We start from the raw sequence: 14048 nt of genomic DNA, 5'->3' as shown, positions 1-14048 counted from the left end.
TGGCTCGGCGTCAAGGTTCGACATCGGGACGACCGGCGGCATCCGCCGGAATCCTTTGCTTCAGCAATGTTGCGCAGGCCAGTCCCAGCGCGATCATGATCACGGCTGACGTCAGCAAAGTCGGCAGCTTGCCGGCATGCGCGAGGCCGAAGCCATAGGCGATTGGGCCCACGGTCTGCCCCATGAAGAAAAAGAACGAATGCAGGGACATCGCGGTCGCACGCGCCTCCACCGACAATTCGCTGGCGAATACCTGCAGGCAACCATGGATCATGTAGAAGCCCCAGCCCATCGCCAGCAGGCTCAGCGCCTGGATCTTCCAGCCGGGACTGAACGCGACGGCAACAAGCTGGACGCCGACCAGCGTCGCGCCGGCGATCATCATGCCCTTCACGCCGAGCCGTGGGAGAAAGTGCGACACGGTCATGGTGTAGAACAAGCCGCCCACCGCGAACCCCGCGATGACGATGCCCGCGATCGACAGCGAGGTTTCGCCGAGATCAAACAGGAACGACGCCACGAACGGAAACAGGCCGAGCACGCAGCAGCCTTCGATGAAGACAGCGGAATAGCAGATCGGCGCGTTCGGATTGGTGAAGATGGTGCGGTAGCCCTGCCTCAAGGCAGAAAAGCTCGTCTTGGGCGGATGCGCGAGCTTCGCGCCGCGGAAGCCGGCTAGCACCGCAACCGAAGCCAGCACGACAAGGGCACCGAGCACGGCGAGCACGCCGCGCCAGCCGAGGAAATCGCCGATCAGGCCGGAAGCCGAAGCGCCCAGGAGGTTGCCGGTCATTGCGCCCGCGAGCGTCCGCCCGATTGCGACCTGGCGCTTATCGGGTGCCACGAGATCGCTGGTCAGCCCGAGCGCGACCGGAAACACGCCGCCGGAGCCGATGCCGGCGAGGATTCGGCTGGCGAACAGCATCGAGAACGATGTCGATAGCGCGCCGAGAATGTTGGCGAGCCCGAGCAGCACGAGGCAGATGATCATCAGCCGCGCCTTGCCGAACAGGTCGGCGGCAGCGCCCAGCAGCGGCTGGACGATTGCGAAGGTGAAGGCGAACACCGCGGCGAAGCTTGCGGCGGTGGCGATGCTGACGCCGAATTCGTCGGCGACATGTGGGAGCACGGGATCGAGCGCCCGCGCCGAAAGACTCGCGGCAAAGGTCGCGATCGCAATGATATTGAGCGCCGGTGGAAGACGGCCAGTTGCGGTCACGACCTTCGCACCTGCCCCCTCAACGCGCCGTCTTCTTGGCCAGCGCGTCGAATTCCATCAGCGTCCTGACTAGCCCCTCGAACTCGCGGAGCGGCACCATGTTCGGTCCGTCGGATGGAGCGCGGTCGGGATCGGGATGGGTCTCGATGAAGACGCCGGCAACGCCGACCGCCACGGCGGCGCGCGCCAGCACGGGGACGAATTCGCGCTCGCCGCCCGAGGATGCCCCCTTCCCGCCCGGCTGCTGCACCGAATGGGTGGCATCGAAGATGACTGGCGCGCCGGTGGTGCGCGCCAGGATCGGCAGCGCGCGCATGTCGGAGACCAGCGTGTTGTAGCCGAAGGACACGCCACGCTCGGTCACCAGCACGTTCGGGTTGTTGGCGCCTGTCAGTTTTGCAACCACATTGGCCATATCCCACGGCGCCAGGAACTGGCCCTTCTTGACATTGACGACCTTGCCGGTTGCCGCTGCCGCAAGCAGCAGATCGGTTTGACGGCAGAGGAAGGCCGGAATCTGCAGCACGTCGACCGCCGGCGCCACCTCGGCGCATTGTGCAGGCTCGTGCACGTCGGTCAAAACAGGCAGGCCGAGCGAGGAGCGGATCTCGGCAAAGATTGGCAGCGCCTCGGTCAGCCCGATGCCGCGCGCGGCGGATGCACTGGTGCGGTTGGCCTTGTCGAAGGACGTCTTGTAGACGAGACCAACGTTCAGGCGGCCCGCGATCTCCTTCAGCGCGCCGGCCACCTCCAGGGCATGCGCCCGGCTCTCGAGCTGGCAGGGCCCGGCGACGATCGAGATCGGCAGGTCATTGCCGAACTTGACCGGGCCGACACTGACGATCGGGGCGGCCGTGGTCTTGGCGTTCAACGGTGTGTCCTTTCAATTTCGCGCGGACCATGCCGGTCCGCGACATCAGGATCAACCCCGGTTACATCTGGAATATCGGGGGGCGCGCTGAACCTCACTTCAGCGCGGAGAATGAGGTCGGCACCAGCAACTGGTTGACGATGTTGCCGACGATCTGGCCATCCTCTTCGGTCTTGGCCCGCGCCGAAATCCATTCCGGATCGGTCTGGAACGCAGTCCATTTCTTCTCGCGATCGGCAAGCGATTCCCAGGCCAGGATGTAGGTCAGTTCCTGATTGGATTCGCCGACCAGCGTCGTGAAGAAACCGACCTGCTTGATGCCGTGCTTCTCCCACAGCTTGAGCGTGATGGTGTCGAAGCGCTTGAGCAGCGCGGGCAGCCGGCCCGGCAGGCAGCGATAGACGCGGGTTTCGTAGATCATTCGGCAGTCCCTCCCTGTTCTTGTGCGCTTAGCGTGGCTGTTATAGCCGTTGCGAGGAAGGCTGTCTTGATCGGTCCGTGCACGCCCCGCGGCGGCGCGCGCATAACTTCATGCGGTTCAGTTGTAGTTTAATCGTAGGGTAGGCAAAGCGCAGCGTGCCCACCATCGCATCGGAAATGTCGCCCCTCATGGTGAGGAGCGCGTAGCGCGTCTCGAACCATGAGGCCCCGTCGGTGGCCTCACCCCTTCGAGACGGTCGCTACGCGACCTCCTCAGGGTGAGGAGATAGGTTGGAGCGTGGGGCTCCTTCCAGGCGAGCATAGATTAGGCACGCTTCACTTTGCCCACCCTACAGCCTACACCAATCGGCTCTGTGCCATTGCTGCCTGGATGAACGAGGCGAACAGCGGGTGCGGCTCGAAGGGGCGTGATTTCAGCTCCGGGTGGAATTGCACGCCGATGAACCAGGGATGGTCCTCATATTCCACGATCTCCGGCAGCACGCCGTCGGGTGAGAGACCGGAGAAGCGCAGGCCGTGCTGCTCGAGCCGGTCCTTGTAGGCCGTGTTGACCTCGTAGCGGTGCCGATGGCGCTCGGAGATTTCGGTGGCGCCGCCATAGACTTCGGAAACGCGGCTGCCGCGCTTGAGGACCGCAGGGTACGCGCCAAGCCGCATGGTGCCGCCGAGATCGCCAGCCTGCGACCGCTTCTCCAGTTCGTTGCCGCGCAGCCATTCCGTCATCAGGCCGACCAACGGCTCAGGCGTCGGGCCGAATTCGGTCGAATTGGCCTGCTCGATGCCCACCAGATTGCGCGCGGCCTCGATCACCGCCATCTGCATGCCGAAGCAGATCCCGAAATACGGCACGTCGCGCTCGCGCGCGAATTGCGCCGCCCTGATCTTCCCTTCCGCGCCGCGCTGGCCGAAGCCGCCGGGCACCAGGATGCCGTTGACGTGCTCGAGGAATGGCGCGGGGTCTTCGTTCTCGAACACCTCGCTCTCGATCCAGTCGAGATTGACCTTCACCTTGTTGGCGATGCCGCCGTGGGAGAGCGCCTCGATCAGCGACTTATAGGCATCCTTCATGCCGGTATATTTGCCGACGATCGCGATCGTCACCGCGCCCTCGGGGTTGCGGACGCGCTCGTTGATGACGTGCCAGCTCTGCAGCGCCGGCGGAATCTTCGGCGCGATCCCGAAGGCGGCCAGCACCTCGTCGTCGAGGCCTGCGGCGTGATAGGCCTCGGGCACGGCATAGATGTTGTCGACGTCGCGCGCCTCGATGACAGCGCTTTCGCGCACGTTGCAGAACAGCCCGAGCTTGCGCCGCTCCTCCTTCGGAATCTCGCGATCGGTGCGGCAGAGCAGGATGTCCGGCTGGATGCCGATCGAGCGCAATTCCTTCACCGAATGCTGGGTCGGTTTTGTCTTGAGCTCGCCTGCACTTGGGATGTACGGCAAAAGCGTCAGATGAATGTAGACCGCATGATCGCGCGGCAATTCGTTCTTGAGCTGGCGGATCGCCTCGAAGAACGGCAGGCCCTCGATGTCGCCGACCGTGCCGCCGATCTCGACCAGGACGAAATCATAGCCGTCATTGCCGTCGAGCACGAATTCCTTGATCGCGTTGGTGACGTGCGGAACCACCTGGATGGTGGCGCCGAGATAATCGCCGCGGCGTTCCTTTGAGATGATGTCCTGGTAGATGCGCCCGGTGGTGATGTTGTCGGCCTTGGTCGCCGGCCGCCCGGTGAAGCGCTCGTAGTGGCCGAGATCGAGATCGGTCTCGGCGCCGTCGTCGGTCACGAATACTTCGCCGTGCTGGTACGGCGACATCGTTCCGGGATCGAGGTTGAGATAGGGATCGAGCTTGCGGAGGCGGACCTTATACCCGCGTGCCTGCAGCAGGGCACCTAGTGCCGCTGAAGCCAGACCCTTGCCGAGTGAGGAGACCACGCCGCCGGTGATGAATATGTACCGCGCCATGGGGCCTAACCTTTATCTCCACGGTGGCGATTCGCCAAAATGATTCGTGTTGTCCCGGCAAACATAATGCCGGGCTGTGAGTGACGTGAATTTTACTGCTTGGTCAGGGCCTTAATGGGGCTTCCTGACGCAGGATGCCAGTCCTTCACCCTGCATAGCCACCCCGCATTATTGCGAGCGCGGCGCCTGCGGGCCGGCAGGCGCCTGCGGCGCCTGCTGCTCGTCGGCCTTCTTCAGCGAATCCAGGATGCCGCCGGAGGTCGGCGGCGTGATCGGCGCGCCGCCGACAGGCTGCTGCGTCGGCGCCGGCGCGCCGGTGCCGATGATCGAGGTGGGCTGCCGGCTGAGACCGGCATGCCAGGACAGGAACAGGCTGGTCGCGAAGAACAACACCGCCAGGACCGCGGTGGTCCGCGTCAGCAGGTTGGCGGTGCCGCGGCTCGACATGAAGCCCGCGCCCCCACCCATGCCAAGGCCGCCGCCCTCTGATTTCTGCAGCAGCACGGCGCCGATCATCACGGAGACGATCATGAGGTGGATGACGATGACGACAGTCTGCATTGTGACCTTCCGTCGCAAGCCTAGAGCGCCGGGTTCCGGCGGCTCACGCGCTATCAGCGGGTTTTCCTGAAGTTGCGCGGTGTTACACGATCGGGACCGGCAACGCCACCCCAATAACCGCCACAGTTCAGCTAGGGAGCGCCCGCTGCGATCGCAAGGAAATCGGCAGACTTCAGGCTGGCGCCGCCGACCAGCGCGCCGTTGACGTTGGCGACGCTCAAGAGTTCGGCCGCATTCGAGGGTTTTACGGAGCCGCCGTAGAGAATCCGGATGTTTACGCCCTCCCCTTTGAAGCGATCCGTCAAGACACTCCGGATAAACTTATGAACTTGCTCGACATCCCGCACCGTAGGGGTCAGCCCGGTGCCGATCGCCCAGACCGGCTCGTAGGCGAGCACCAGCTTGGCCGCGGTCGAGCCGTCAGGCAGCGAGCCCTTGAGCTGGGTGCCGCAGACGCCGAGCGCCTGCCCCGCATCGCGCTGCTCGCGGGTCTCGCCGATGCAGACGATCGCGGTAAGGCCAGCGCGCCAGGCGGCTTCGGCCTTCTGGCGGACCAGCGCATCGGTCTCGCCATGGTCGGCGCGACGCTCGGAATGGCCGACGATGATGGCGCTGGCGCCGGCATCCGCCAGCATTTCCGCCGAGATGTCGCCGGTATGGGCGCCCGACGCCTTGGGATGGCAATCCTGGGCGCCGACTGCGACCTTCGACCCGCGGGCCTTGTCCGCAAAGGCGGCAATCAGGGTCGCCGGCGGGCAGACCAAAAGATCGGCCTTGCCGCCAAGCGCGCCGGCCCCCGCCAGCATGGCGTCGAATTCATCAGCGGAAGCTTTCAGGCCGTTCATTTTCCAGTTGCCGGCGATCAGCGGCCGGATGGCGTCGGTCATGGCAGGATTCCCGAGAAATGGTGGTCGACATGCGCTAGCAGAGCCCGGCCGTCACTTCCAGACCCGGCGGTCCACCGCTACAAATCGCCGCCATAGCGGGACGGCATCCGCCGTCCCGCGTTAGCTTCTTGTTTGAGCATGATCTTTCCGGAAAACCGGGGTCCGCTTTTCCGGATCATGCTCTAGGTTGCGACGGCGCAGTTGCCACTTTATGATGCGTTCCCAACTCGGTAACGCGCTTTAAGGAATCCGCTTATCGGATCATCCCCGGGCGCGACCCGGTTCCCCTCCTTTTCAAACAAGTTGGACCCATGCTTCGAGGAATTCGGACAGCCTCATCAAACTGGCTCGGCAAGATTATCATGGCCGTGGTGATGGGCGTTTTGATTGTCAGTTTCGGAATCTGGGGCATCGCCGACATCTTCAAGGGATTTGGCCAGTCGACGCTCGCCACGGTTGGCGGCACCGAAATCTCGACCGAGCAATTCCGCCAGATCTACACCGACCGGTTGCAGCAGGTCGGACGCCAGTTCGGCCGTCCGTTGACGCCGGACCAGGCGCGCGCCTTCGGCTTCGACCGCCAGGTGCTGCAGCAGACGATCGCGGAAGCGGCCCTCGACGAGGAGGCCAGGCGGCTTCGGCTCGGCCAGTCCCGGGACGAGACGATGCGCGCGATCTACAACGATCCGAACTTCAAGGGGCTGAACGGCCAGTTCGAGCCGCAGCGCTTCCAGTCCGTGATCCGCCAGTTCGGCTACACCGAGCAGCGCTATCTCGCCGAGCAGCGCCGCGTCGGCCTCCGCCGCCAGATCGCCGGCACGATCGGAGCGGGCATCGAACCGCCAAAGACGTTGATCGAGGCCCTGGTCCGCTATCAGAACGAGCAACGCTCGATCGAGTACATCAAGCTCGACGCGGCGCAGGCCGGCACCATCGACCCGCCCTCGCCCGAGGCGCTCGCCGCCTATTTCGAGGATCACAAGGCCCAGTTCCGCGCGCCCGAATTCCGCAAGATCGCCTTCGTCGTCGTGACGCCCGAGGAGATCGGCAAGTGGACCGAGGTCTCCGACGAGGATGCGAAGAAGATATTCGAGCAGCGCCGCAACCAGCTCGGCACGCCGGAGAAGCGCGAAGTATCGCAGATCGTGTTTCCGAACGTGGAAGAAGCCACTGCCGCACGTGCGCGGCTGACCTCGACCACCTCGTTCGACGACCTCGCCAAGGAGCGCAACCTCAATCTGTCCGACGTCGATCTCGGCATGGTCGCGAAGTCGGCGATCCTCGATCCGGCGGTGGCGGATGCGGCCTTCTCCCTGCCCTCGGGCGAAGTCAGCCAGCCGGTGCAGGGCCGCTTTGGTGTGGCGCTGGTCAAGGTCGGCAAGATCGAGCCGGGCACGACACCGACCTATGAGAGCATGGCGGGCGAGATCAAGAAGCAGATCGCGGCCGAGCGCGCCCGCGAGAAGGTCGCCGATCTCCACAACAAGATGGAGGACGAGCGCGGCGGCGGCGCCAACCTCGTCGAGGCGGCGCAGAAGCTTGGGCTCACCGCCGTCACCATCGACGCCGTCGACCGCTCGGGACGCATGCCGAACGGCCAGCCCGTGGCGAACATTCCAACCGGGCTCGATGTGGTTTCGCAGGCCTTTGGCAGCGATGTCGGCGTCGACAACGAGCCGATCCAGTTCCGCGGTGGCTACGTCTGGTACGACGTGCTCGGCGTGACGCCGTCGCGCGAGCGCAGCCTCGACGAGGTGCGCGCCCAGGTCGAGGCGAAATGGCGCGAGGACCAGATCGCGACCAGGCTGCGCGACAAGGCGACCGAGATCGTCAAGAAGGTCGAGGCCGGCGGCAAGCTCGCCGACGAAGCCTCCACGCTCGGCGTCAAGCTCGAGACATCAGATAAATTCCGCCGCGACGCCTCGCTGCCGGGCGTGCCCGAGAGCGTGGTCGCGGCGGCCTTCCGCACCGCCAAGGATGGCGTCGGTCAGGCCACGGGCACCGGCGGTGAGCGCGTCGTCTTCCGTGTCACCGACATCATCGTGCCGCCGGTCGATCTCTCGTCCGAGGAGGTGAAGAAGTTGAAAGAAGCGCTGCAGCGCGGATTGACCGACGAGCAGGTCGCGCAATACGTCAACAAGATCGAACACGACATCGGAACCACAATCAATCAGGCCGCCTTCGCACAGGTGACGGGCGCAAACAACAACTGAGCATGATCCGGAAAAGTCGGAACCGGTTTTCCGATCGGATCATGTGTCACTGAATCACGAGCCAGCACGCGATGGACGACCTGAAATCGATAATTGCGAAAGTCGCCACCGGCGCAACCTTGTCGCGCGACGAAGCGGCAAGCGCCTTCGACAGCATGATGTCGGGCGAAGCCACGCCCTCACAGATGGGCGGCCTCCTGATGGCCTTGCGCGTGCGCGGCGAGACCGTTGACGAGATCACCGGCGCGGTGTCGGCGATGCGCAGCAAGATGCTGCGGGTGACGGCGCCTGCCGAAGCGGTCGACGTGGTCGGCACCGGCGGCGACGGTTCCGGCTCCGTGAACGTGTCGACCTGCGCCTCCTTCATCGTGGCCGGCACAGGCGTGCCGGTCGCAAAACATGGCAACCGCGCGCTGTCGTCGCGCTCGGGCGCTGCCGACGTGCTGGCCTCGCTCGGCGTCAAGATCGATCTCACGCCCGCCGAGGTCGGCCGCTGCGTCCAGGAAGCAGGCATCGGCTTCATGTTCGCCCCCGCCCATCACCCGGCCATGAAGAATGTCGGCCCGACTCGGGTCGAGCTTGCGACCCGCACCATCTTCAACCTGCTCGGCCCGCTCTCCAATCCCGCCGGCGTGAAGCGGCAGATGGTCGGGGTGTTCTCGCGGCAATGGGTGCAGCCCTTGGCGCAGGTCCTGAAGAACCTCGGCTCGGAAGCGGCCTGGGTGGTGCACGGCTCCGACGGGCTGGACGAGATCACCCTCACCGGCCCGACCTTCGTCGCGGCGCTGGAAGGCGGCGATATCAGAACCTTCGAAGTCACTCCGGATGACGCCGGCTTTGGCCGCGTCGGCAACGAGGCGCTGAAGGGCGGCGATGCCGATGCCAATGCGGTGGCGCTCTCGAGCGTGCTCAATGGCAAGCCGAGCGCCTATCGGGATGTCGCGCTGCTCAACGCCGCCGCGGCGCTGATCGTCGCCGGTCGTGCCAAAGATTTGAAGGAAGGCGTCGCGCTGGCGACCAATTCGTTGGATAGCGGTGCTGCGGCCGCGAAGCTCAAGCACCTGATCGCGGTTTCAAACAGCTAGAGCATGATCCGGAAAAGTGGAAACCGGTTTTCCGAAAAGATCATGCTCAAAAATATAGGGCGATCGCGATGTCCGATATCCTGAAGAAGATCGAAGCCTACAAGCGCGAGGAGATCGCCGCTGCCAAGCGCGCGCATCCGCTTTCCGAGATCGAGGCGCGCGCCAGGGCGGCGTCGCCGCCACGCGGGTTCGTGCGCGTGATCCGTGAGAAGCAGGCTCGCGGCGATTACGCGCTGATCGCCGAGATCAAGAAGGCCTCGCCATCGAAGGGCCTGATCCGCGCCGATTTCGATCCCCCTGTCCTCGCCAAGGCCTATGAGGCCGGGGGCGCGGCCTGCCTGTCGGTGCTGACGGATACGCCCTCGTTCCAGGGCCATCTCGATTTCATGGTCGCGGCGCGCGCGGCGACCAATCTGCCGGTGCTGCGCAAGGATTTCATGTTCGACACCTATCAGGTGGTCGAGGCGCGCGCGCACGGCGCCGACTGCATCCTGATCATCATGGCCGCACTCGATGACGCCGCAGCCAAGGATATCGAGGATTCCGCGCTCGCGCTCGGCATGGACGTGCTGGTCGAAATCCACGACCGCGCCGAACTCGACCGCGCGCTGAAGCTCCGCTCGCCGATGATCGGCGTCAACAACCGCAATCTCCGCACCTTTGAGACCACGCTCGCCACCAGCGAGGCCTTAGCGCCGCTGATCCCGAAGGAGCGGCTGATGGTCGGCGAAAGCGGCATCTTCACGCCGGACGATCTGGCCCGGCTCGAACGCGCGGGCATGTCGACCTTCCTGGTCGGCGAGAGCCTGATGCGTCAGGCCGATGTAACAGCGGCAACCCGCGCGCTGCTGACGCGCCAAAGCGCGCCGCGCGCCACTGGAACCCGTTAGACCGATGGCGGAGAAGTCGAAGGGCGGCCCCGCCCTCACCCATATCGATGCCAGCGGCGAAGCACGGATGGTCGACGTCTCCGCCAAGCCCGCGACCGAACGCACCGCGGTCGCCGAAGGCCGCGTCGTCATGAGCAAGGCGACGCTCGAGCTGATCGTCTCGGGCAATGCCAAGAAGGGCGACGTGCTCGGCACTGCCCGCATTGCCGGCATCATGGCGGCCAAGCGCACCTCGGAACTGATCCCGCTCTGCCATCCGCTCGCGCTGTCGAAAGTGACGGTCGATATCGAGCCGGACGAGAAGCTGCCGGGCTGCATCGTGCAGGCGACCGTCAAGGTCACCGGCCCGACCGGCGTCGAGATGGAGGCGCTGACCGCGGTCTCGGTCGCCTGCCTCACCATCTACGACATGATCAAGGCGGTGGAACGCGGCGTCCGCATCGAAGGGATCCATCTCGTCGAGAAGCAGGGCGGCAAGTCCGGCCACTACCGCGCCGACGATCGCTGATTCAAATGGCGTTCGCCACGACCGTCCTGTCACGCGGCTGTGACCCGGCAGCTCGGAGTGCGTCGCCGCTTACGGTGTTACATTTGGCGTGACCTCCCGCGAAGGAGCAACGCCATGTGGGCCTTTAAGCTTCTTGGTGCGGCCGTAGCGCTCTGCGTCGTCAGCGCGCCGGCAATGGCACAGCAGGTGATTTCCGAGCCCGGCTATTGCGCGCAGTTCTACCCCTACGCCAATTGCCAGAACAAAGGTCCGGGCAACCCCTATACAGGCGGCTATCAGCGCTACATCGGCCAGGGTGACGGGATGTGGGCTCAGGATCCGCCGATCCGGTCGGCCGGCAAGCGGCCGCGAAGCCACCGCTCCGATTCATCCGCCATCCGCGCGCGCTGAACCGAATTGAATGCGGTCGGGGCGACGTCAAGTCGAATGCTCGACAGTAGGGTGGGCAAAGCGAAGCGTGCCCACCATCAACACTCCGCTCGTAATGGTGGGCACGCTTCGCTTTGCCCACCCCTACGATTCCGCCGTGAGCCCCTCATGGTGAGGTGGCCTCATCCTTGTCCCGGCGATGCGTAGCATCGTCCGGAGACGTGGCGAAGGCGCAGCTCCTCAGGATGAGGATCAGACAGCCGTATAGCCTCAGTTCGGGATCGTCCGCTTCGGCGCGTTCTTGGCGTCGGCATTGACGGTGACGCCGCGCAGGAGGTTGTAGGCGGCGTTCAGCGCCTTGTCGTTCTTCTCGTCGGGCGGGACGAAGGATTGCGAGCCGGTCTGCTCGGTGCCTTCGGCCGCCAGATGCCCGCGCATCGAGGCCTCGCCCTTGATCTCGGCACGCGTCTTCAGTTCGTCCGGCACATCCTGCAGGATCTCGATATCGGGCGCGATGCCCTGCGCCTGGATCGAGCGGCCCGACGGCGTGAAATAGCGCGCGGTGGTCAGCGCCAGCGCGCCATTGCCAGCCCCGAGCGGAATGATGGTTTGCACCGAGCCCTTGCCGAAGGTGCGGGTGCCGATCAGGGTCGCGCGCTTGTGGTCGTGCAGCGCACCGGCCACGATCTCGGAGGCAGAAGCCGAGCCGCCGTTGATCAGGACCACCAGCGGCTTGCCCTTGGTCATGTCGCCGCCGCGCGCGGTGAAGCGCTGCGTCTCTTCCGGCAACCGGCCGCGGGTCGAGACCACCTCGCCGCGCGCCATCAGCGAACTCACCACCGACACCGCCTGGTCGAGCAGGCCGCCGGGATTGTTGCGCAGGTCGATCACATAGCCGGCAAGCTTGTCCTGCGGAATCTCCTTGGAGATTTCGGCGATCGCCTTGTGCAGGCCCTCGGTGGTCTGCTCGTTGAACGAGTTGATCCTGATATAGCCGACATTGCCGCCATCGGCGTGGAAGCGCACCGGGCGCACGCGGATGATCTCGCGGGTGATGGAAACGTCGATCGGCTTGTCGGCATCCTTGCGGACGATCTTCAGCTTGGTTTGGCTGTTGGGCGGGCCCTTCATCTTGTTGACGGCCTGATCCAGCGTCATGCCCTGGATCTGTTCGTCATCGATCTGGGTGATGATGTCGCCCGACATGATGCCGGCGCGCGAGGCCGGCGTGTCGTCGATCGGCGCTACGACCTTGATGAAGCCCTCTTCCATCGTGACTTCGATACCGAGGCCGCCGAACTCACCGTGGGTGGTCTCCTGCATGTCGGTCCAGCCCTTCTCGTTCATGTAACGAGAATGCGGATCGAGCGAGGTGATCATGCCGTTGATGGCGCCCTCGATCAGCTTGGAATCGTCGGGCTTCTCGACATAGTCGGTCCGGACGCGCTCGAACACGTCGCCGAAAAGATTGAGCTGGGAATAGGTATCGGAGCGGACCGCGGCCTTGGCGACCGCAACCAGATTGGCGCCCTGCGGGGCGGTGACAAGAAGAGTAAGACCAACGCCGGTGACCGTGCCGAGGAGAAAGCCAAAATTCCTGCGCATTGCCTGCGATCCTTCCCGCTGTACCAGCCACCATTGTGTTGAATCGCCGTTTCTCGCCCGGCGCAGGCAAACACACAATGCCTTTTTGGTCGGATCAAGGCCAATTTTACCGGAGAAATACCGTCGCTCACGACATCGTGCGTTGCTCGTTGTGCTGCTTACGGACGTCGCTCTTGGAGCCCGCTCTGCCAGGTCGACGGATTGGTTCCAAAGCCGCGTTTGGCGCGGGTGCCCAGCCAATAGCCGAACTGCGGCGGAACATTCCGGAACGTCCATTCCGGCGCGGTGTCCATCGGCCAATCCGGGTTGTTGAATATCTCGCACGCAACCGCGATCAAATCTGCCTGTTTTTCGCGCAGTCCATAGGGCGGATTGGCGTCCCGTTCTCTGCAGCTTCGACACGCGACGACGAAGCGTAATCCGCCATCTCGTTGCGACAAAGTCACGGCTTCCGCCCGTCGCTCGTTCAAGCAACGCCGGCCGGGGCTCGGCTACCCCCTACGCGCTAAGCGCTCTATCATACAGGGCATTTAATTGGTCCCAGGCCAGCTGAATGCACGCATCGAACTCAGCCCTCTTCAGGAAGAATTCACTGACATTGGGATCAGAAAGATTCTTGTACAGCAGTCGCGCCTGACTTCTGCAATCTATCAAATATATCTTCCACTGATTGAATATATCGATCTGCGGAGAAATTTCGAATCGCGCCGTAGCGTCGCCGTCCGATTCACTGCTTGCATTTTCAGCCTGCCCATACATGGATGAATCGATGGCTTCAAAGACGTCCTCGGGCGGCACCTCGAACCTCGCGCAATCTTCACGTTTTCCGGAATCGTGAACTATCCATTTCAGCGCGGTCAAAGTGTCACGAAGAGAGGTTCCTTCTTCGTAATTTCCAATCATCTTGCCGTCGATCCAATAACAGAACTTCCCGAACATCCATTGGCCACCGCTGTCTTCGTCGAGCTCCAAGCTCACGGCAAAGCGCGTTCTGTCACCAAATTCCGTCGATGCCACCGCAAGAACTGCGTCCCCAACTAATTAGTACCGTAGCCCGGGTGAAGCGCCAGCGTAACCCGGGAGACGCTCGTAAACAGTGCCGCAGACGCCCCGGGTTGCGCTCCGCTCCACCCGGGCTACGAAGGCTCGGATACCGTAAACCACCTCCGTCATTGCGAGCCAACGGGTCGCGCGAACGCGCGCCCGATGACAGGCTCCGCGAAGCAATCCACACCTCCGCCTGCAGCGCTATGGATTGCTTCGCTCCGCTCGCAATGACGATGTGGCTACTTTGGGTGCGACATAACAACCCGACGGGCAAATCAACCAAAGTCTGTCCAGCCGTCGCGCGAAAAATATTCCGCTTAACCCGTCGGGCAAATCAGTGATTTAACTCCGCGCGTCTCACGGCGGATGAGGGGCGGCTCGCGA

Annotated in this window: 13 protein-coding genes; 5 read left to right on the top strand and 8 right to left on the bottom strand. The window is 63.9% G+C overall.

What is annotated here, in order from left to right:
- Positions 1-10: 10 nt before the first annotated feature.
- The 6 genes from OZ411_RS04935 to tpiA all read right to left on the bottom strand — a co-directional run bounded on the left by OZ411_RS04935 (position 11) and on the right by tpiA (position 5947).
- Positions 11-1219 (bottom strand): MFS transporter, encoded by a 1209-nt coding sequence (locus OZ411_RS04935; RefSeq protein WP_130580440.1) that lies wholly within the window; start codon positions 1217-1219, stop codon positions 11-13.
- A gap of 19 nt (positions 1220-1238) precedes the next feature.
- Entirely contained in the window at positions 1239-2090 is an 852-nt protein-coding gene (kdsA, locus tag OZ411_RS04930) for a 3-deoxy-8-phosphooctulonate synthase (protein WP_282527053.1), read from the bottom strand.
- 94 nt (positions 2091-2184) lie between these two features.
- A complete protein-coding gene (locus OZ411_RS04925) occupies positions 2185-2511 on the bottom strand; it encodes an NIPSNAP family protein (RefSeq protein WP_130580442.1) in 327 nt (108 codons plus the stop codon).
- Between the two features lie 356 nt (positions 2512-2867).
- Positions 2868-4499, bottom strand: coding sequence for a CTP synthase (locus tag OZ411_RS04920; protein ID WP_282527052.1), 1632 nt, complete (start codon positions 4497-4499; stop codon positions 2868-2870).
- A 168-nt stretch (positions 4500-4667) separates the two neighbouring features.
- Positions 4668-5060, bottom strand: a complete 393-nt coding sequence (secG, locus tag OZ411_RS04915; protein ID WP_282527051.1) for a preprotein translocase subunit SecG — start codon at positions 5058-5060, stop codon at positions 4668-4670.
- 131 nt (positions 5061-5191) lie between these two features.
- Positions 5192-5947 (bottom strand): triose-phosphate isomerase, encoded by a 756-nt coding sequence (tpiA, locus tag OZ411_RS04910; protein ID WP_282527050.1) that lies wholly within the window; start codon positions 5945-5947, stop codon positions 5192-5194.
- 311 nt (positions 5948-6258) lie between these two features.
- On the opposite strand from tpiA, the gene OZ411_RS04905 reads away from it, so the two are divergent.
- From OZ411_RS04905 to OZ411_RS04885, 5 genes are all read left to right on the top strand, one after another.
- Positions 6259-8160, top strand: a complete 1902-nt coding sequence (locus tag OZ411_RS04905; protein ID WP_282527049.1) for a peptidylprolyl isomerase — start codon at positions 6259-6261, stop codon at positions 8158-8160.
- Positions 8161-8231: 71 nt separating this feature from the next.
- Positions 8232-9245, top strand: a complete 1014-nt coding sequence (gene trpD, locus OZ411_RS04900; protein ID WP_282527048.1) for an anthranilate phosphoribosyltransferase — start codon at positions 8232-8234, stop codon at positions 9243-9245.
- A gap of 68 nt (positions 9246-9313) precedes the next feature.
- Positions 9314-10135, top strand: a complete 822-nt coding sequence (gene trpC, locus OZ411_RS04895; protein ID WP_282527047.1) for an indole-3-glycerol phosphate synthase TrpC — start codon at positions 9314-9316, stop codon at positions 10133-10135.
- A 4-nt stretch (positions 10136-10139) separates the two neighbouring features.
- Positions 10140-10643 carry a cyclic pyranopterin monophosphate synthase MoaC gene (moaC, locus tag OZ411_RS04890; protein ID WP_130583866.1) on the top strand — a complete coding sequence of 168 codons (504 nt, stop codon included), beginning with the start codon at positions 10140-10142 and terminating at the stop codon, positions 10641-10643.
- Positions 10644-10757: 114 nt separating this feature from the next.
- Positions 10758-11033, top strand: coding sequence for a hypothetical protein (locus OZ411_RS04885; RefSeq protein ID WP_130583865.1), 276 nt, complete (start codon positions 10758-10760; stop codon positions 11031-11033).
- A gap of 249 nt (positions 11034-11282) precedes the next feature.
- Here the strand turns inward: OZ411_RS04885 and OZ411_RS04880 are convergent, their stop codons facing one another.
- Both OZ411_RS04880 and OZ411_RS04875 read right to left on the bottom strand, forming a co-directional pair.
- On the bottom strand, positions 11283-12617 hold the full coding sequence (locus OZ411_RS04880; protein ID WP_130584198.1) for a S41 family peptidase: 1335 nt from the start codon (positions 12615-12617) through the stop codon (positions 11283-11285).
- Between the two features lie 498 nt (positions 12618-13115).
- Complete coding sequence (locus OZ411_RS04875) at positions 13116-13634, bottom strand: Imm42 family immunity protein (protein ID WP_282527046.1); 519 nt, start codon at positions 13632-13634, stop codon at positions 13116-13118.
- Between the last annotated feature and the right edge of the window lie 414 nt (positions 13635-14048).

The sequence above is a fragment of the Bradyrhizobium sp. Arg237L genome (assembly GCF_029990105.1).
Lineage (GTDB): Bacteria > Pseudomonadota > Alphaproteobacteria > Rhizobiales > Xanthobacteraceae > Bradyrhizobium.
This window is presented reverse-complemented; position numbering and strand designations above follow the sequence as displayed.